The following is a 17,974-nucleotide window of genomic DNA, read 5'->3' on the forward strand; positions in this document are numbered from 1 at the left end:
CATATGGAAATGCAATGGTGGATCTGGCTGGTCTTCGGCATCGCGCTGATCCTGCTTGAACTGGTCCTCCCAACGTTCTTCATACTCTGGTTCGGCATCGGCGCCGTGCTGGTCTCGCTTATCTCGCTCGCCGCACCCAGCCTGCAACTGGACATGCAGGTCCTGCTGTGGGTACTGCTGTCGTCGGCCACCACTGTGCTGTGGTTCAAAGTGTTTCGGCGCAAGCAGCCGGATGTGCGCTGGACCGCCGACAGCGTGATCGGCGAAGTGGGCCTGCTGACCGCTCCCGTGTCGGAGTTCCAGAAAGGCCGCGTACGCTTCCAGAAGCCGATCCTCGGCAACGAAGAATGGACCTGCATCGCCGATAGCCAGATCGCCGCCGGCGAGCGGGTACGCCTGACCGCCATCGAGGGGAACACCGCCCGCGTTATCCGGGCCTGAATCCGCATTAAAAGGAATTTTGCAGCATGACCAGCCTCATCGTCGTCGGCGCCATTGCCCTGTTCGTCCTGATCACCGTGTTCAAGGGGGTGCGCATCGTGCCCCAGGGCGAGGAGTGGATCGTCGAACGCCTGGGTCGCTACCACAGCACCCTCAAGCCGGGCCTGAACATTGTCATCCCCTACATGGACGTGGTCGCCTACCGCCTGCCGACCAAGGACATCATCCTCGATGTGCAGCAGCAGGAAATCATCACCAAGGACAACGCGGTAATCGTCGCCAACGCCCTGTGTTTCGCCAAGGTAGTCGACCCGCAGAAAGCCTCGTATGGCGTGCAGGACTTCTCGTTCGCCGTCACCAGCCTGACCATGACCTCGCTGCGCGCCATCGTCGGTGCAATGGACCTCGACGAGGCGCTGTCCAGCCGCGAGCAGATCAAGGCCCGTCTGCGCGATGCAATGTCCGAGCAGACCGAAGACTGGGGCGTGACCGTGCGCTCGGTGGAAATTCAAGACATCAAACCTTCGGAAAACATGCAGTTGGCCATGGAACGCCAGGCCGCAGCCGAGCGTGAGCGCAAGGCCGACGTCACCCGCGCCGAAGGGGCCAAACAGGCGGCGATCCTCGAAGCAGAGGCGCGCCTGCAGGCGGCCAGGCTGGATGCCGAGGCGCAGATCAGCCTGGCCGAGGCCTCGGCGCGGTCGATTTCGCTGGTGAAGGAAGCGGTGGGCAACGAGACCGTACCGGCGATGTACCTATTGGGCGAACGCTATGTGGGCGCGATGGAGAACCTGGCGGGCAGCAGCAATGCCAAGGTGGTGGTGTTGCCGGCTGACCTGCAAGAGACCGTGCGCGGGTTGATGGGCCGCAACAAGGTTTGAGAGTGTCGGGGGCGCTTTGCGCCCCTATCGCGACACAAGGCCGCTCCCACAGGACAGCGCAGTATTCGAGGCTGCCGCAATTCTGGACTGCCCCCCAAAAGTTGGACAGTTTTAAGCTGCAGCCTGAGCCCTGTACTCCACAGGGCTCAGGCCATTGAGCCTCAGCTTGATGCGATCATGGTTGTAGTAGTGAATGTACTCATCCAGACCCGCTCTCAGCTCATCAATGCTCTCGAAACGCTTCAGGTAGAAAAACTCAGACTTGAGCGTGCCGAAGAAGCTTTCCATGGCCGCGTTGTCCAGGCAATTGCCTTTTCGAGACATGCTCTGCTTTACCCCACATTCGCTTAGCTTACGGCGGTATTGCGCCTGCTGGTAATGCCATCCCTGATCCGAATGCAGCACGAGCTTCGGTTTCTCTCCCAGGCAATCGAGCGCTTTGCCAAGCATGTTCCCAACCAGGCTATAGCACGGGCGGCTGGCCATTTCGTAGGCCACGATTTCGCCGTTGTACAAATCCATCACGGGCGACAGATAGAGCTTCTGTTGAGCTACTTTGAACTCGGTTACGTCAGTCACCCACTTTTGGTTTGGGCGTTGAGCGATAAAATTTCGCTCCAGTACATTCGCTGCCACTTTACCGACGGTACCTCGATAGGAGCGATATTTCTTGGGGCGCACTACTGATTTCAATCCCTGCTCAGCCATCAGCCGTTCAATGACCTTCTTGTTCACCCGCTTTTCCTTCCTGATTACGAGTGCGATACGGCGATAACCATAAAGCCCTTTCTGCTCGTGGTAGACGCGATGCACCAATGCCTTGAGCTCAGCATGCCGATCTGGCTTCTGCTGAGCTTTGAGCTGGTAGTAGAAGGTGCTGCGCGCCAGCTCGACCAGTTGAAGGAGGTCAGGCAAAGGAAACCTGCGCTTGAGTTTGGAAACGATCAGGACTTTTTCCCGCGTGTTCGTTCCTTTTCCTCGCGCAGAGCCTTGAGCTCCTTTAGGACAGCATTCTCCATGCGCAGGTACTCAAGTTCAGCCATCAGCTGATCTCGAGACTTCTGATCATCATTGGTATCGGTGGGTTTGGCAGGCTTGATCTTCTTCGACACGTCGATTGGCTTTCTTGGCTTGATGGCAGTAGAGGGTGCAGGACTGCCACTGTAGTACTGCCGCTGCCAAATGCCTATCTGAGAAGACTGCCCAAGACCAAAGTGGGCAGCGGTCTGGCGCAGCGAAAGCCGATGCTCGTGCATATAGCTAAGCACCTGCTGTTTGAAATCACTGGTATAGCGCCGCCCATGCGAGCCTGGACCAATGCCATTATTGGCCTGATAACTGGCCACCCAGCGTCGAAGCAGGCTGAAATCGATACCTAAGTGTTGAGCCACCTTTCGGAAACCGTTGCTGCCATCCAGGTAGGCTGTGATCGCTGTGAGCTTGAATTGCTCGGTGTACTTACCCATAGATCCCCCAAGGGTTGGATTGGTGTCCAACTTCTTGGGGGCAGTCCATTCTGTGGGAGCGGCCTTGTGTCGCGATGGGCTGCACAGCAGCCCCCATTACCAGGCCACCTGCGTCACTTCACCGCACCCCGGCATTTTTACCTATACTCCGCCTTACAATAGCCACCACGATTCCTGACCGGATCTCTCCATGCCCCCACGTCGGCACATTGCCTGGGTAGCCTGCCTTGCAGTGCTATTCAACTTGCTGGCCATGCCGCTGTCTTCTGCTGCGCCCAAGGGCCCGGCCGAGCAGCTGCTGTGGGGGGCTTTCTGTTCCAGCATGGCCAACAAGGCCAACGTCGACGTTCAGGCCCTGGCCAAGATCGACCTCGGCCCGCAAAGTGACGACAGCGCCGGCATGATGAACTGCTGGTGCTGCTCCGGTGCCGTGCCGTTGCTGGCCCTGCCCGGCTACCCGCCACAGTTGCACCACCCGCCGACACTGCTCAGCGGGCTGCTGCCGCCACCTGCCAAGTACACACCCACGCCCCGCCAGCTCTGGCCTGGGCTGAATCCTCGTGCCTCTCCGCTAGCCTGAGTTCATCACGCTGTCTGCCTGAACCAGAACGGAAACGGAGATTCACCATGCTCAAGCACGCCCTCGTCATGGCCGCCCTGCTGCTGCCTGGCGCCTTTGCCAATGCCCACGAATACAGCGTGGGTGACCTGCACATTGCCCACCCGTGGTCGCTGCAATTGCCACCCAACGCGCCTAACGTCGCTGCGTATTTCGTGGTGCACAACAAAGGCCAGGCCGATGACCGCCTGCTCAGCGTCGACAGCCCCATCAGCGATGACGCGCAACTGCACGAGCATGCCATGAGCGCCACTGGCGCCATGAAGATGCAACAGGTGCCCAGCGTGGTAGTGCCTGCCGGCAAGGACCTGACCTTTGCCCCTGGCGCCTACCACGTGATGCTGATGCAGCCCAAGGACCGTAGCCTGCTCAGCGACGGCAAACGCTTCCCGTTGACCCTGCACTTCGAAAAGGCCGGCGACATCACCGTTGAAGTGGCCGTGCAGAAGCAGGCGCCAGCGGACCAGCCGCAAGCCCACGAACACGCGCACTGATACCTGCTGACAGGCACGCGCCATGAGCCTGCCGCGCCACAGCATCGGCCGTACCATCCGCCCTGACCTCAGGCGCGCCGGTGGCGGATGGCTGAGCCTGTTCGCCATGTGGATGATCTTCATCGGCCCGCTGATTTCCCAGTCGATGCCGATGGACCACCACGCGGGCATGAACACGCCGATGGACATGCCGATGGCGGCTGCCCATCAGCACGGCGGCGACGCCCACCACGGTCACGGCGGCGATGGCCAGCTGCATGTGATGTGGGAAAAGTGCGGTTACTGCAGCCTGTTGTTCAACTGCCCGGCCCTGCCCCAGGCCCTCAGCCCGCTCAGCGCCGGCAGCATCGTCCCCACCAGCCACCTGCTTGCGCCAACGCACCAGGGCCATGCCCGGCAGGCTGTATTCCCTGGTGCGCGCAGCCGCGCCCCGCCTTCTTCGATCAACGTCTGAAACCACATTTTGCGCACGAAGCCAGGAGGCTTCGCGCTAACTCATGACTGATCGACTGGAATCATTATGTCCGGCTGCACCCCTGTTTTTGCCTTGTCCCTGCGTGGGACCATCGCCGCCCTGTGCGGTTCGCTGCTCGCACCCATGGCCCTGGCCGCCGACCCTGGCCATGAAGGCCATGTGCACGACGCACCCGAGCTGAGCCCGACGGTGATCACCGCCGTGGCCCCGAGTTCACCGCTGACCGTGGTCACCAACCCGAAAGACCCGCGCCAGCCAGTGCCGGCCAGCGACGGCGCCGACTACCTGAAGACCATCCCCGGCTTCTCGGCAATCCGTGCTGGCGGTACCAACGGCGACCCGGTACTGCGCGGCATGTTCGGCTCGCGCCTGAACATCCTCACCAACGGTGGCTTGATGCTTGGCGCTTGCCCCAATCGCATGGACGCGCCCACGTCCTATATTTCGCCAGAAACCTACGACCGCCTGACCGTGATCAAAGGCCCGCAGAGCGTCATCTGGGGGCCCGGCGGCTCGGCCGGCACCATCCTCTTCGAGCGCGAACCGGAGAAATTCGGCACCCTCGGCAGCCGCGTCAACGCAAGCCTGCTGGCCGGCTCCAACGGCCGCTTCGACAAGGTGCTGGATGCTGCGGCTGGCAACAGTCAGGCCTATGCCCGCTTCGTCGGCAACCAGTCACGCTCGGACGACTACCACGATGGTAACAACGACACCGTGCCGTCGCGCTGGGATAAGTGGAACGGCGATGTCGCCCTCGGCTGGACACCCGACCAGGACACCTTGCTGGAGCTGACTGCCGGCAAGGGTGACGGCGAAGCCCGCTATGCCGGGCGCGGCATGGACGGTTCGCAGTTCAAGCGCGAAAGCCTGGGCCTGCGCTTTGAAAAGTCCAACCTCGGCGAGGTGCTCGACAAGGTCGAGGCGCAGGTCTACTACAACTACGCCGACCATGTGATGGACAACTACAGCCTGCGCACGCCGTCGGGTAGCGGCATGATGGGCATGCCGATGGTCAGCAACGTCGACCGCCGCACCATGGGTGCACGCATCAAGGCCACCTGGCGCTGGGCCGACGTGCAGCTGATCAGCGGCATCGACGCGCAAACCAACGAACATCGCAAGCGTGGCGGTATGGGTGTGGACGCACACAAGGGCCAGGCCTGGACCAAGGACGCCGACTTCCACAACTACGGCGCCTTCAGCGAACTGACCTGGTACGTCAGCGGCGAGGACCGCTTGATTACCGGCGCCCGTCTGGACCGCGCCTCGGCGCGTGACTTCCGCAAAACCAGCGCCACCGAAGGCGACACCCGTGCCGACACCTTGCCGAGCGGTTTCATCCGCTACGAGCACGACCTTGCAGCCATTCCAGCCACCACCTACATCGGCCTCGGCCACGCCCAGCGCTTCCCCGACTACTGGGAGCTGTTCTCACCCAAGCTGGCACCCGCCGGGGCAGCCAACGCCTTCGACGGCATCAAGCCAGAGAAAACCACCCAGCTCGACTTCGGCATCCAGTACCGCACCGAGCGCCTGGAGGCCTGGGCTTCGGGCTATGTCGGGCAGATTCGCGACTACATCCTGTTCGACTACCGCACCGGCATGATGGGCATGAGCACCTCGCAGGCGCAGAACATCGACGCCCGCATCATGGGTGGCGAACTGGGCGCCGCCTACCAGCTGACTGACAACTGGAAGGCCGACGCCACGCTTGCCTACGCTTGGGGCAAGAACAGCAGTGACGGCAAGGCGCTACCTCAAATGCCTCCCCTGGAAAGCCGCCTGGGCCTGACGTACAGCCGCGATGTGTGGAGCGTCGGCGCACTGTGGCGGCTGGTGGCGGCGCAAAACCGCATTGCCGAAAACCAAGGGAACGTCGTTGGCAAGGACTACGACAAGAGCGCCGGCTTCGGCGTGTTCTCCCTGAACGGCGCCTACAAGGTGAACAACAACCTCAAGCTCAGCGCAGGGGTCGACAACCTGTTCGACAAAACCTACGCCGAGCACTTGAACCTGGCCGGGAACGCCGGGTTCGGCTACCCGGCTACAGATCCACAGCCGGTCAACGAGCCAGGCAGGACCTTCTGGACCAAGGTCGATTTCAGCTTCTGACAACAACGGGCGCAGCTTCGGTTGCGCCTTTCAGCTGGTCAAATAAGGAGGTTCCCATGAGAGGAACACGCGTCTCTTTCTATAACCTGGCCTGGCGTTGGCATTTTTATGCGGGGCTGTTCGTGGCCCCGTTCATGATCCTGTTGGCAATCACCGGGATCATCTACTTGTTCAAGCCCCAGCTCGACCCGCTGCTGTACCGCGAGCTGATGGTGGTCGAGGCCGGCCAGCACCGGCAGGGCGCAGACACGATGCTGGCTGAAGTGCGCCAAGCCTACCCAAAGGGCCACATCGCCCAGTACTTGCCGCCACTGAACGCCGCGCGCAGTGCGCAGTTCGTGGTGCATGACGGCGGGCGCGAACTGAACGTGTTCGTCGACCCATACAGCGGCAAGGTCCTCGGCGAACAGGACGGCAAGCAGAACCTGCAGGCCATCGCCCGCGCCCTGCATGGCGAGCTGATGGTCGGCACGGTCGGTGACCGGCTGGTGGAACTGGCGGCGGGCTGGGGCATCGTGCTGGTGGTATCGGGCCTGTACCTGTGGTGGCCGCGCGGGCGCAGTGGCGCTGGCGTGCTTTGGCCGCGGCTGTCGGCGCGCGGCCGGCTGTTCTGGCGAGACCTGCACGCGGTAACCGGTTTCTGGGGTTCGGCCTTGCTGTTGTTGATGCTGGTCAGCGGCATGACCTGGACCGGCTTGTGGGGCAAGCAGTACGCTGATTTGTGGAACCGCTTCCCGGCAGCCATGTGGAACGACGTGCCCACGTCGGACCAGCAGGCGCGTGAGCTGAACAGCGCACACCGCCAGACCGTACCCTGGGCCATGGAAAACACGCCGATGCCACAGTCCGGTGCACACGCCGAGCACGGCGGGCACCACATGATGTCGGACCTGCCCGCAGCGCCCCAGGTGAGCGTGCAGCAAGTCGAAGACATTGCCACTTCGCGTCAGGTCGAGCCGGGCTACAGCATTACCCTGCCCACCACTGCCGACGGGGTGTTCACCATTGCCGTGTTCGCCGACGACCCGCGCAACGACGCCACCCTGCATGTCGACCAATACACCGGCAAGGTTCTGGCCGATGTGCGCTGGCAGGACTACAGCCCGGTTGCCCGCGCCACCGAGCTGGGCGTGATGCTGCACGAAGGCAAGATGTTCGGGGCGCTGAACCAGATCATCATCCTGCTGGTGTGCCTGATGATCCTGCTGGGTTCGGTGAGCGGGCTGGTGATGTGGTGGAAGCGCCGGCCGGACGGCGGCCTGGGCGTACCGCCTTTGCGTCATGACCTGCCACGCTGGAAGGCGGCGGTGGCAGTGATGCTGGTGCTGGGGGTGATGTTCCCGCTGGTAGGGGTGTCGATGGTGGTGATGTGGGGGGTGGATAGTTTGGTGGTGAGGCGCCGCAGGGTCTTGGCCAGCGCTTGAGCCTTGTGTTGCCTGTGCTGGCCTCTTCGCGGGTAAACCCGCTCCTACAGCGGACCGCGTTGCCTTTGTAGGGCGGGTTTACCCGCGAAGAGGCCGGTACAGGCCAAATGCTGAGCTGCAAATGGAGAGTCGATCTGTCGCGCCCCGAACTGGAACGCGCGTGTTAGCCTAGCCGGCTACCTCTGACAAGAAGACTGGCCTTTACAAGGGAATGCAGCCTATGACGCAAACCTCACCCATAGCGACAGATGAACCGCACCTGCAACGCAACCTGACCAACCGCCACATCCAGCTGATCGCCATCGGCGGCGCGATCGGTACCGGCCTGTTCATGGGCTCAGGCAAGACCATCAGCCTGGCCGGGCCATCGATCATCTTCGTCTACATGATTATCGGCTTCATGCTGTTCTTCGTCATGCGCGCCATGGGCGAACTGCTGCTGTCGAACCTGAACTACAAATCGTTCATCGACTTTTCCGCCGACCTGCTCGGCCCCTGGGCCGGCTACTTTACTGGCTGGACCTACTGGTTCTGCTGGGTGGTCACCGGCATTGCCGACGTGGTCGCCATCGCCGCCTACACGCAGTTCTGGTTCCCTGACTTGCCGCAGTGGATACCGGCGCTGACCTGCGTAGGGCTGCTGCTGTCGCTGAACCTGGTCACCGTAAAAATGTTCGGCGAAATGGAGTTCTGGTTCGCCCTGGTCAAGATCGTTGCCATCCTCGGTCTGGTCGCGACCGGCCTGTACATGGTCATCACCGGCTTCACCTCGCCCAGCGGGCGTACCGCCCAGCTGGCCAACCTGTGGAATGACGGCGGCATGTTCCCCCATGGCCTGATGGGCTTCTTCGCCGGTTTCCAGATCGCCGTGTTCGCCTTCGTCGGCATCGAGCTGGTGGGTACCACCGCCGCCGAAGCGAAGAACCCGGAACGCACCCTGCCGCGGGCGATCAATTCGATCCCGATCCGCATCATCGTGTTCTATGTGCTGGCGCTGATCGCGATCATGGCCGTGACCCCGTGGCGCGACGTGGTGCCAGGCAAGAGCCCATTCGTTGAGTTGTTCGTGCTGGCAGGCCTGCCGGCGGCAGCGAGCATCATCAACTTCGTGGTGCTGACCTCGGCGGCCTCCTCGGCCAACAGCGGCGTATTCTCCACCAGCCGCATGCTCTACGGCCTGTCGCAGGAAGGTGACGCGCCCAAGGCCTTTGAAAAACTGTCGAGCCGTTCGGTGCCGGCCAACGGCCTGTACTTCTCGTGCACCTGCCTGTTGCTCGGTGCGGTGCTGATCTACCTGGTGCCGAACGTGGTCGAGGCATTCACCCTGGTCACCACCGTGTCGGCGGTACTGTTCATGTTCGTGTGGACGCTGATTCTGCTGTCATACCTGAAGTACCGCAAAGACCGCGCGGCGCTGCACCAGGCATCGAACTACAAGATGCCGGGCGGGCGCTTCATGTGCTACGTGTGCCTGTCGTTCTTCGCTTTCATCCTGGTGTTGCTGAGCCTGGAAGCGGATACCCGTTCAGCGCTGGTGGTGACGCCGATCTGGTTTGTGGTGCTGGCGGTGACCTACCAGCTCGTACGCAGCAGGCGCCATCCCCGCACGGCCGTGCGTAACGGCTGATGGCCTCGGGGCTGCGTCGCAGCCCTTTCGCGACACGAGGCCGCTCCCACGAAGTGGACTGCCCCCCAAAAGTTGGACAGTTTTAAGCTGCAGCCTGAGCCCTGTACTCCACAGGGCTCAGGCCATTGAGCCTCAGCTTGATGCGATCATGGTTGTAGTAGTGAATGTACTCATCCAGACCCGCTCTCAGCTCATCAATGCTCTCGAAACGCTTCAGGTAGAAAAACTCAGACTTGAGCGTGCCGAAGAAGCTTTCCATGGCCGCGTTGTCCAGGCAATTGCCTTTTCGAGACATGCTCTGCTTTACCCCACATTCGCTTAGCTTACGGCGGTATTGCGCCTGCTGGTAATGCCATCCCTGATCCGAATGCAGCACGAGCTTCGGTTTCTCTCCCAGGCAATCGAGCGCTTTGCCAAGCATGTTCCCAACCAGGCTATAGCACGGGCGGCTGGCCATTTCGTAGGCCACGATTTCGCCGTTGTACAAATCCATCACGGGCGACAGATAGAGCTTCTGTTGAGCTACTTTGAACTCGGTTACGTCAGTCACCCACTTTTGGTTTGGGCGTTGAGCGATAAAATTTCGCTCCAGTACATTCGCTGCCACTTTACCGACGGTACCTCGATAGGAGCGATATTTCTTGGGGCGCACTACTGATTTCAATCCCTGCTCAGCCATCAGCCGTTCAATGACCTTCTTGTTCACCCGCTTTTCCTTCCTGATTACGAGTGCGATACGGCGATAACCATAAAGCCCTTTCTGCTCGTGGTAGACGCGATGCACCAATGCCTTGAGCTCAGCATGCCGATCTGGCTTCTGCTGAGCTTTGAGCTGGTAGTAGAAGGTGCTGCGCGCCAGCTCGACCAGTTGAAGGAGGTCAGGCAAAGGAAACCTGCGCTTGAGTTTGGAAACGATCAGGACTTTTTCCCGCGTGTTCGTTCCTTTTCCTCGCGCAGAGCCTTGAGCTCCTTTAGGACAGCATTCTCCATGCGCAGGTACTCAAGTTCAGCCATCAGCTGATCTCGAGACTTCTGATCATCATTGGTATCGGTGGGTTTGGCAGGCTTGATCTTCTTCGACACGTCGATTGGCTTTCTTGGCTTGATGGCAGTAGAGGGTGCAGGACTGCCACTGTAGTACTGCCGCTGCCAAATGCCTATCTGAGAAGACTGCCCAAGACCAAAGTGGGCAGCGGTCTGGCGCAGCGAAAGCCGATGCTCGTGCATATAGCTAAGCACCTGCTGTTTGAAATCACTGGTATAGCGCCGCCCATGCGAGCCTGGACCAATGCCATTATTGGCCTGATAACTGGCCACCCAGCGTCGAAGCAGGCTGAAATCGATACCTAAGTGTTGAGCCACCTTTCGGAAACCGTTGCTGCCATCCAGGTAGGCTGTGATCGCTGTGAGCTTGAATTGCTCGGTGTACTTACCCATAGATCCCCCAAGGGTTGGATTGGTGTCCAACTTCTTGGGGGCAGTCCAAAGGCACGGTGTACGCCGTCCGATGTGGGAGCAACTGTCTTGCTCAATTTCTAAAAGCTGGCGCCTTCCCTGTGGGAGCGGCCTTGTGTCGCGATGGGCCGCACCGCGGCCCCAATCCTGTGCACACAATTCCGGCAGGCACCAACCTGGATCCAACCAACGCCCCAACACCTCGCACAGCCCCTCTAAACCGTACCTTTTGCCACTAGGCACACCCCTTGCAACGCCCTCCCCGCTTGCCCAACACCATAAAAAACTCAGCGGAGAGAGCACATGAAGCGTCGCAGTCTGATCAAGGCCCTTACCCTCAGCGCATCGATTGCGGCGATGGGCCTGAGCTGGAGTATCCAGGCCGCCGAGACCATCAAGGTCGGTATCCTGCATTCGCTTTCCGGGACCATGGCCATTTCCGAGACATCGCTCAAGGACATGGCGCTGATGACCATCGAGCAGATCAACGCCAAGGGTGGCGTGAACGGCAAGATGCTGGAACCGGTGGTGGTCGACCCGGCGTCCAACTGGCCGCTGTTCGCTGAAAAGAGCCGCCAACTGCTGACCCAGGACAAAGTGGCCGTGGTGTTCGGCTGCTGGACCTCCGTGTCGCGCAAGTCCGTTCTACCGGTGTTCGAAGAACTCAACGGCCTGCTGTTCTACCCGGTGCAGTATGAGGGCGAAGAGATGTCGCCGAACGTGTTCTACACGGGCGCCGCCCCGAACCAGCAGGCCATACCGGCCGTGGAATACCTGATGAGCGAGGACGGCGGCAGCGCCAAGCGCTTCTTCCTGTTGGGCACCGATTACGTCTACCCGCGCACCACCAACAAGATCCTGCGCGCATTCCTGCACAGCAAAGGCGTGGCCGACAAGGACATCGAAGAGGTGTACACGCCCTTTGGCCACGCTGATTACCAGACCATTGTCGCCAGCATCAAAAAGTTCTCCGCCGGCGGCAAGACCGCTGTCATATCCACAGTCAACGGTGACTCCAACGTGCCGTTCTACAAGGAACTGGCCAACCAGGGCCTGAAGGCCACCGACGTGCCGGTGGTGGCCTTCTCGGTGGGCGAGGAGGAACTGCGCGGCATCGATACCAAACCGCTGGTGGGCCACCTGGCGGCATGGAACTACTTCGAATCGGTGGACAACCCGGTCAACCAGAAATTCGTCGCCGACTGGAAGGCCTACGCCAAGGCCAAGGGCCTGCCGGGTGCCGATAAGGCCGTGACCAACGACCCCATGGAAGCCACCTACGTGGGCATCCACATGTGGGCCCAGGCTGTCGAGAAAGCCAAGTCCACTGACGTTGACAAGGTCCGCGAAGCACTGGCCGGGCAGAGCTTCGAGGCGCCGTCGGGCTTCACCCTGACCATGGACAAGACCAACCACCACCTGCACAAGCCGGTGATGATCGGCGAGATTCAGGATGACGGCCAGTTCAGCGTGGTGTGGGAAACCGAGCAGCCGCTAAGGGCGCAGCCTTGGAGCCCGTTCATTCCGGGCAATGACAAGCGGCCAGATTACGCCGTGAAAGGTAACTGAGTGCATGGGGCTGCTTTGCAGCCCATTCGCGGGTGAACCCGCTCCTACAAGGACCGCGCAGGTTTCAAACCTTGCACCGTCTCTGTGTAGGCGCGGGTTCACCCGCGAAGAATCCAACACCGATTTTCAGGATTGCCCGCATGCTCAGACTCCTGCTCACCCTTCTCCTGCTAATGCCCTTGGCAACCCACGCCAGCGAGGGCGAATTCTTTCTCACCGCCAAGCCCGCCGAGCAAGGCCGCCTGCTCGAAGGTTGGGCAGCACAACCCGATGCTGCGCGCCTGCCGCTGCTGGAAAACCTGCGCCAAGGCCGCATCGCTGCCGACGACACCCGCAAGGTGCGCCTGAACAACCGCCTGCGCGGCCTGATCGACAACGCCCTGGCCAGCCATCAGTTGCTCAGCGACAACAGCGACACCCGCCTGGCCGCGGCCCAGCAATTACAGAAAAGCGCACAACCCGCGCAAATGGCCTTCCTCGACCGGCGCTTCGCCGCCGAGCCGGACGCCGCTGTACAGGCCGCCCTCGGCCTGGCCCTGGCCAACCTGCAACTGGGCGCCAGCGAGCCCGCAGTGCGCCTGGCCGCCGTGCGCCTGCTGGGTGAAACCGGCGACCCGCTGGCCCGCACCCGCCTCGAAGCCCTGCTGCAGCCCGATGCGGAACGCGACCCGGGCGTGCGCACAGCCGCCGAAACGAGCCTGGCCCAGGTCAAGCGCAAACTGCTGGTAGGCGAACTGCTCGGCCAGGCCTTCAGCGGCCTGTCGCTGGGTTCTGTCCTGCTGCTGGCAGCGCTGGGCCTTGCGATCACCTTCGGCCTGCTTGGGGTGATCAACATGGCCCATGGCGAGATGTTGATGCTCGGCGCCTACAGCACCTACATGGTCCAGGTACTGCTGCAGCGCTTCGCCCCAGGCGCCATCGAGTTCTACCCGCTGATTGCCCTGCCGGTGGCGTTCGCCGTCAGTGCCGGGGTAGGCATGGCGCTGGAGCGCACGGTGATCCGCCACCTGTACGGCCGGCCACTGGAAACCCTGCTGGCCACCTGGGGCATCAGCCTGATCCTGATCCAGGCCATCCGCCTGCTGTTCGGCGCGCAGAACGTCGAGGTGAGCAACCCAGCCTGGCTGTCTGGCGGCATCCAGCTGCTGCCCAACCTGGTGCTGCCATACAACCGCCTGGTCATCATCGGCTTCGCCCTGGCCGTGGTGCTGCTCACCTGGCTGCTGCTCAACCGTACCCGGTTGGGCCTGAACGTGCGCGCAGTCACCCAGAACCGCAACATGGCCGCCTGCTGCGGCGTGTCCACCGGGCGCGTCGACATGCTCGCCTTTGGCCTCGGCTCGGGCATCGCAGGGCTCGGTGGCGTGGCCTTGAGCCAGGTGGGCAATGTCGGCCCGGACCTGGGCCAAAGCTACATCATCGATTCATTCCTGGTGGTGGTGCTCGGCGGCGTCGGGCAACTGGCCGGTAGCCTCTGGGCCGCGTTCGGCCTGGGCATCGCCAACAAGCTGCTGGAGCCGCAGATCGGTGCCGTACTCGGCAAGATCCTCATCCTTGCGTTGATCATTCTGTTCATCCAGAAACGCCCGCAAGGCCTGTTCGCCCTCAAGGGACGGGTAATCGACTGATGAACCAGCCACTGCTTGTCACTGCTACGCAAAAGGCCGGCCCACGCCTGACCCTTACCCTCGGTGCCGTCGTCGTCCTGCTGCTGGTGGCTTTGCCACTGTGCTCACTGCTGCCGGCAGACCATACCCTGCACGTGTCGGCCTACACCCTGACCCTGGTCGGCAAGATTCTTTGTTACGCCATCGTCGCCTTGGCCCTGGACCTGGTTTGGGGCTATGCCGGGCTGCTGTCACTGGGCCATGGCCTGTTCTTCGCCCTGGGCGGCTATGCCATGGGCATGTACCTGATGCGGCAGGCCGCCGGCGACGGCCTACCCGGGTTCATGACCTTCCTGTCGTGGACCGAGCTGCCCTGGTACTGGGCCGGTACCCAGCATTTCGCCTGGGCCCTGTGCCTGGTGGTGCTGGCGCCCGGGCTGCTGGCGCTGGTGTTCGGCTGGTTCGCTTTCCGCTCGCGGATCAAAGGCGTGTACTTCTCGATCATGACCCAGGCCCTGACCTTTGCCGGCATGCTGCTGTTCTTCCGCAACGAAACCGGCTTCGGTGGCAACAACGGCTTCACCAGCTTCCGCACCATCCTCGGCTTCGACATTGCAGCCCAGGGCACCCGCGCGGTGTTGTTCCTGCTGACCGTGGCCCTGCTGCTGGCCAGCCTGTACCTGTGCTGGCGCCTGACCCGCAGCAAGTTCGGCCGCCTGCTTACCGCGGTGCGTGACGCTGAAAACCGCATGATGTTCTGTGGCTACGACCCGCGCGGCTTCAAGTTGCTGGTGTGGGTACTGAGCGCCGTGCTGTGCGGCCTGGCCGGTGCGCTGTACGTGCCGCAGGTGGGCATCATCAACCCCAGCGAGATGTCGCCGACCAACTCGATCGAAGCCGCCGTCTGGGTAGCCTTGGGCGGGCGCGGCACGCTGATCGGCCCGCTGCTCGGTGCCGGCCTGGTCAACGGTATGAAAAGCTGGTTCACCGTGGCCTTCCCCGAGTTCTGGCTGTTCTTCCTCGGCGCGTTGTTCATCCTCGTTACCCTGTACCTGCCCAAGGGCGTGGTCGGCCTGTTGAAGAAAAGGAGCCAGCCATGAGAGGCGTGCCCCCAGTCCACCCGGAGTTCATGCTGGAACCGGTATTCGACAACCTCGGCGCCGGGCGCGATGCCATCGGCCTGGGCCACAGCCGCAAGGCCGGCCTGGATACCCGCCACGGTACGGTGCTGAGCCTGGAAGACATCAGCGTCAGCTTCGATGGTTTCAAGGCGCTCAACGCGCTGAACCTGTACATCGGGGTGGGCGAGCTGCGCTGCATCATCGGCCCCAACGGTGCCGGCAAGACCACGATGATGGACGTAATCACCGGCAAGACCCGCCCCGACAGCGGTACGGCTTACTTCGGCGATACCCTCGACCTGACCCGCATGAGCGAATACCAGATCGCCCAGGCCGGCATTGGCCGCAAGTTCCAGAAGCCCACAGTGTTCGAAGCGCTGACCGTGTTCGAGAACCTGGAACTGGCGCTGAAGACCGACAAGTCGGTGTGGGCCAGCCTGGCCGCGCGCCTGAGCGGTGACCAGCGCCAGCGTATCGAGGACGTGCTGACCACCTTGCGCCTGCTGCCGCTGGCCCAGCGCCAGGCCGGCTTGCTGTCGCATGGGCAGAAGCAGTTTCTGGAGATCGGCATGCTGTTGGTGCAGGAGCCGCAACTGCTGCTGCTCGATGAACCGGTGGCCGGCATGACCGATGCCGAGACCGAATTTACCGCCGAGCTGTTCAAGGGCCTGGCTGGCAAGCATTCGCTGATGGTCGTGGAGCATGACATGGGCTTCGTCGGCAGCATTGCCGACCATGTGACCGTGCTGCACCAGGGGAGCGTGCTGGCGGAAGGCTCGCTGGAGCAGGTGCAGGCAGATGAGCGGGTGGTCGAGGTGTATCTGGGCCGGTGACCGGATTTGAATTTTTGGCGCCTGTGCCGGCCTCTTCGCGGGTAAACCCGCTCCTACAGGGGGCGTAATGCCATGGGGCGGTTCCCGTCGTAGGAGCGGGCTTGCCCGCGAAGAGGCCGGCACAGGCACAGTATCCCTTTCAGGAACTCTCACATGCTCAAGATCGACACCCTGCACCAGTACTACGGCGGCAGCCACATCCTGCGCGGCCTGTCCTTCGAAGCCAAGGTCGGCGAAGTGACCTGCCTGCTGGGCCGCAACGGCGTGGGCAAGACCACCTTGCTGCGCTGCCTGATGGGCCTGGTGCCCGCCCGCGACGGCAGCATCGAATGGGAAGGCAAGCCGATCACCGCGTTCAAACCACAGCAACGGGTGCAGGCCGGCATCGCCTACGTGCCCCAGGGCCGCGAGATCTTCCCGCGCCTGACCGTCGAGGAAAACCTGCTGATGGGCCTGTCGCGCTTCCCCGCCCGCGAAGCCCGCGAGGTACCAGCCTTCATCTACGAGCTGTTCCCTGTGCTGGAGCAGATGAAACAACGCCGCGGTGGCGACCTGTCTGGCGGCCAGCAGCAACAGCTGGCCATCGGCCGCGCCCTGGCCAGCCGCCCGCGCCTGCTGATTCTCGACGAGCCGACCGAGGGCATCCAGCCGTCGGTGATCAAGGAGATCGGCGCGGTCATCCGCCGCTTGGCCGAGCGTGGCGACATGGCAATTTTGCTGGTGGAGCAGTTCTACGACTTTGCCGAAGCGCTGGCTGACCAGTACCTGGTCATGGCCCGCGGCGAAATCATCCAGCGCGGCCGCGGCGAAAACATGCAAGCCGAAGGTGTACGCGGGCTGGTAACCATTTAATCTGCGAGCAACGACCTTGCGAGACGCTGTCATGAGCTACGAAATCCGCGATGCCCGGCCCACCGATGTGCCGGGCATACTGGACATCTACAACGACGCGGTGCTCAACACCACGGCGATCTGGAACGAAACCCCGGTGGACCTCGGCAACCGCCAGGCCTGGTTTGAAGCGCGGGCGCAGCAGGGCTACCCGATTTTGGTAGCTACAGATGAGACGGGCGTGCTGGGGTATGCTTCGTTTGGCGACTGGCGGCCGTTCGAGGGCTTTCGCCTGACTGTGGAGCACTCGGTGTATGTCCGTGGCGACCAACGGGGCAAGGGATTGGGGCCGGTGTTGATGGCCGCGCTGATCGAGCGTGCGAAGGGGTGCGGCAAGCATGTGATGGTGGCGGCCATCGAGAGTGGCAATGCGGCGTCGGTTCGCCTGCATGAGCGGCTGGGCTTCGTGGTGACCGGCCAGATGCCGCAGGTGGGGGTAAAGTTTGGCCGCTGGCTTGATCTGACCTTCATGCAACTGGTGCTGAACCCGGGCGCCGAACCGACCTGAAATACGGTCCATTGTGGGAGCGGCCTTGGGTCGCGAACGGGCTGCAAAGCAGCCCTGGCAATGTTGCGGTGGAGCAAAGATCTGGGGCTGCTGCGCAGCCGATCGCGACACAAGGCCGCTCCCACAGATGCCGGCAAGGGAACCTACATCTGAATAAACCGGCCCAGCCGCTGCTTCAGCATGTTGTTCTCACTGCGCAACTGCTGCACTTCCTGCAGTAACTCCAGCGCCAGCGCCACCCCTTCCCACTCCAGTTCCAGCTCCTGATGCAGCTTCACCGCTCGTTTGGTCACCAGCGGCGCCTGATCGTCAAACAGCCAGTCCTCCGGCGTTCGCCCGGAAGGTTCGACAATGCCATGTTCGACGATTTCGATCACGCATTCAGCCGTGACATCGGCTTCCTGACACAGGGTACGCATGTCCAGTTGAACGATCAGGGTGCTGCTCATGA

Annotated in this window: 17 protein-coding genes; 14 read left to right on the forward strand and 3 right to left on the reverse strand. The window is 62.1% G+C overall.

Annotation, left to right across the window (positions count from 1 at the left end; all coding sequences use genetic code 11):
• Positions 1-3 precede the first annotated feature (3 nt).
• Entirely contained in the window at positions 4-441 is a 438-nt protein-coding gene (locus tag KW568_RS25900; RefSeq protein WP_003249659.1) for an NfeD family protein, read from the forward strand.
• Between the two features lie 26 nt (positions 442-467).
• Positions 468-1,322 (forward strand): SPFH domain-containing protein, encoded by an 855-nt coding sequence (locus KW568_RS25905; protein ID WP_012053830.1) that lies wholly within the window; start codon positions 468-470, stop codon positions 1,320-1,322.
• A gap of 111 nt (positions 1,323-1,433) precedes the next feature.
• Here KW568_RS25905 and KW568_RS25910 read toward each other — a convergent pair.
• Positions 1,434-2,788 (reverse strand): IS3 family transposase gene (locus tag KW568_RS25910; protein WP_085983016.1). Its coding sequence is split into 2 segments (ribosomal slippage): positions 1,434-2,312 and positions 2,315-2,788, totalling 1,353 coding nucleotides; the frame shifts between segments, so codons are not numbered across the junction.
• Positions 2,789-2,978: 190 nt separating this feature from the next.
• On the opposite strand from KW568_RS25910, the gene KW568_RS25915 reads away from it, so the two are divergent.
• The 6 genes from KW568_RS25915 (at position 2,979) to cycA (ending at position 9,539) form a co-directional block, all read left to right on the forward strand.
• Positions 2,979-3,368 (forward strand): DUF2946 domain-containing protein, encoded by a 390-nt coding sequence (locus tag KW568_RS25915; RefSeq protein ID WP_003249655.1) that lies wholly within the window; start codon positions 2,979-2,981, stop codon positions 3,366-3,368.
• A 47-nt stretch (positions 3,369-3,415) separates the two neighbouring features.
• Positions 3,416-3,901 (forward strand): copper chaperone PCu(A)C, encoded by a 486-nt coding sequence (locus KW568_RS25920; RefSeq protein WP_004577044.1) that lies wholly within the window; start codon positions 3,416-3,418, stop codon positions 3,899-3,901.
• A 22-nt stretch (positions 3,902-3,923) separates the two neighbouring features.
• The gene (locus KW568_RS25925; protein WP_004577043.1) at positions 3,924-4,355 is read left to right on the forward strand and encodes a DUF2946 domain-containing protein; all 432 of its coding nucleotides are present in this window, start codon (positions 3,924-3,926) and stop codon (positions 4,353-4,355) included.
• A gap of 66 nt (positions 4,356-4,421) precedes the next feature.
• Positions 4,422-6,488 (forward strand): TonB-dependent copper receptor, encoded by a 2,067-nt coding sequence (locus KW568_RS25930; protein WP_004577042.1) that lies wholly within the window; start codon positions 4,422-4,424, stop codon positions 6,486-6,488.
• Between the two features lie 56 nt (positions 6,489-6,544).
• Entirely contained in the window at positions 6,545-7,912 is a 1,368-nt protein-coding gene (locus KW568_RS25935) for a PepSY domain-containing protein (RefSeq protein ID WP_004577041.1), read from the forward strand.
• Between the two features lie 220 nt (positions 7,913-8,132).
• Positions 8,133-9,539, forward strand: a complete 1,407-nt coding sequence (cycA, locus tag KW568_RS25940) for a D-serine/D-alanine/glycine transporter (RefSeq protein ID WP_003249645.1) — start codon at positions 8,133-8,135, stop codon at positions 9,537-9,539.
• 82 nt (positions 9,540-9,621) lie between these two features.
• Here the strand turns inward: cycA and KW568_RS25945 are convergent.
• A protein-coding gene (locus tag KW568_RS25945) for an IS3 family transposase (protein WP_085983016.1) occupies positions 9,622-10,976 on the reverse strand; the annotation gives its coding sequence in 2 pieces (ribosomal slippage) (positions 9,622-10,500 and positions 10,503-10,976; 1,353 coding nt in all).
• A gap of 321 nt (positions 10,977-11,297) precedes the next feature.
• On the opposite strand from KW568_RS25945, the gene urtA reads away from it, so the two are divergent.
• The 6 genes from urtA to KW568_RS25975 all read left to right on the forward strand — a co-directional run bounded on the left by urtA (position 11,298) and on the right by KW568_RS25975 (position 17,523).
• Entirely contained in the window at positions 11,298-12,563 is a 1,266-nt protein-coding gene (urtA, locus tag KW568_RS25950) for an urea ABC transporter substrate-binding protein (RefSeq protein ID WP_003249642.1), read from the forward strand.
• 140 nt (positions 12,564-12,703) lie between these two features.
• Positions 12,704-14,191, forward strand: a complete 1,488-nt coding sequence (gene urtB / locus KW568_RS25955; protein WP_004576469.1) for an urea ABC transporter permease subunit UrtB — start codon at positions 12,704-12,706, stop codon at positions 14,189-14,191.
• A complete protein-coding gene (gene urtC / locus KW568_RS25960; protein ID WP_004576470.1) occupies positions 14,191-15,270 on the forward strand; it encodes an urea ABC transporter permease subunit UrtC in 1,080 nt (359 codons plus the stop codon). Before urtB ends, urtC begins: the two co-directional genes overlap by 1 nt.
• Positions 15,267-16,124 (forward strand): urea ABC transporter ATP-binding protein UrtD, encoded by an 858-nt coding sequence (gene urtD, locus KW568_RS25965; RefSeq protein WP_003249637.1) that lies wholly within the window; start codon positions 15,267-15,269, stop codon positions 16,122-16,124. The genes urtC and urtD overlap by 4 nt, the downstream gene beginning before the upstream one ends.
• Positions 16,125-16,277: 153 nt before the next feature.
• Positions 16,278-16,976 carry an urea ABC transporter ATP-binding subunit UrtE gene (gene urtE, locus KW568_RS25970; RefSeq protein WP_003249634.1) on the forward strand — a complete coding sequence of 233 codons (699 nt, stop codon included), beginning with the start codon at positions 16,278-16,280 and terminating at the stop codon, positions 16,974-16,976.
• 31 nt (positions 16,977-17,007) lie between these two features.
• A complete protein-coding gene (locus KW568_RS25975; RefSeq protein WP_003249631.1) occupies positions 17,008-17,523 on the forward strand; it encodes a GNAT family N-acetyltransferase in 516 nt (171 codons plus the stop codon).
• A 143-nt stretch (positions 17,524-17,666) separates the two neighbouring features.
• Here the strand turns inward: KW568_RS25975 and KW568_RS25980 are convergent, their stop codons facing one another.
• On the reverse strand, positions 17,667-17,972 hold the full coding sequence (locus tag KW568_RS25980; protein WP_003249630.1) for a chaperone modulator CbpM: 306 nt from the start codon (positions 17,970-17,972) through the stop codon (positions 17,667-17,669).
• Positions 17,973-17,974 lie beyond the last annotated feature (2 nt).

The organism is Pseudomonas sp. HD6515 (genome assembly GCF_024971855.1).
Lineage (GTDB): Bacteria > Pseudomonadota > Gammaproteobacteria > Pseudomonadales > Pseudomonadaceae > Aquipseudomonas > Aquipseudomonas alloputida.

Bases quoted from the DNA above. Each gene is read 5' to 3' on its own strand.
- KW568_RS25900 (WP_003249659.1), top strand. From the start codon at position 4: ATGGAAATGCAATGGTGGATCTGGCTGGTCTTCGGCATCGCGCTGATC.
- KW568_RS25905 (WP_012053830.1), top strand. From the start codon at position 468: ATGACCAGCCTCATCGTCGTCGGCGCCATTGCCCTGTTCGTCCTGATC.
- KW568_RS25915 (WP_003249655.1), top strand. From the start codon at position 2,979: ATGCCCCCACGTCGGCACATTGCCTGGGTAGCCTGCCTTGCAGTGCTA.
- KW568_RS25920 (WP_004577044.1), top strand. From the start codon at position 3,416: ATGCTCAAGCACGCCCTCGTCATGGCCGCCCTGCTGCTGCCTGGCGCC.
- KW568_RS25925 (WP_004577043.1), top strand. From the start codon at position 3,924: ATGAGCCTGCCGCGCCACAGCATCGGCCGTACCATCCGCCCTGACCTC.
- KW568_RS25930 (WP_004577042.1), top strand. From the start codon at position 4,422: ATGTCCGGCTGCACCCCTGTTTTTGCCTTGTCCCTGCGTGGGACCATC.
- KW568_RS25935 (WP_004577041.1), top strand. From the start codon at position 6,545: ATGAGAGGAACACGCGTCTCTTTCTATAACCTGGCCTGGCGTTGGCAT.
- cycA (WP_003249645.1), top strand. From the start codon at position 8,133: ATGACGCAAACCTCACCCATAGCGACAGATGAACCGCACCTGCAACGC.
- urtA (WP_003249642.1), top strand. From the start codon at position 11,298: ATGAAGCGTCGCAGTCTGATCAAGGCCCTTACCCTCAGCGCATCGATT.
- urtB (WP_004576469.1), top strand. From the start codon at position 12,704: ATGCTCAGACTCCTGCTCACCCTTCTCCTGCTAATGCCCTTGGCAACC.
- urtC (WP_004576470.1), top strand. From the start codon at position 14,191: ATGAACCAGCCACTGCTTGTCACTGCTACGCAAAAGGCCGGCCCACGC.
- urtD (WP_003249637.1), top strand. From the start codon at position 15,267: ATGAGAGGCGTGCCCCCAGTCCACCCGGAGTTCATGCTGGAACCGGTA.
- urtE (WP_003249634.1), top strand. From the start codon at position 16,278: ATGCTCAAGATCGACACCCTGCACCAGTACTACGGCGGCAGCCACATC.
- KW568_RS25975 (WP_003249631.1), top strand. From the start codon at position 17,008: ATGAGCTACGAAATCCGCGATGCCCGGCCCACCGATGTGCCGGGCATA.
- KW568_RS25980 (WP_003249630.1), bottom strand. From the start codon at position 17,972: ATGAGCAGCACCCTGATCGTTCAACTGGACATGCGTACCCTGTGTCAG.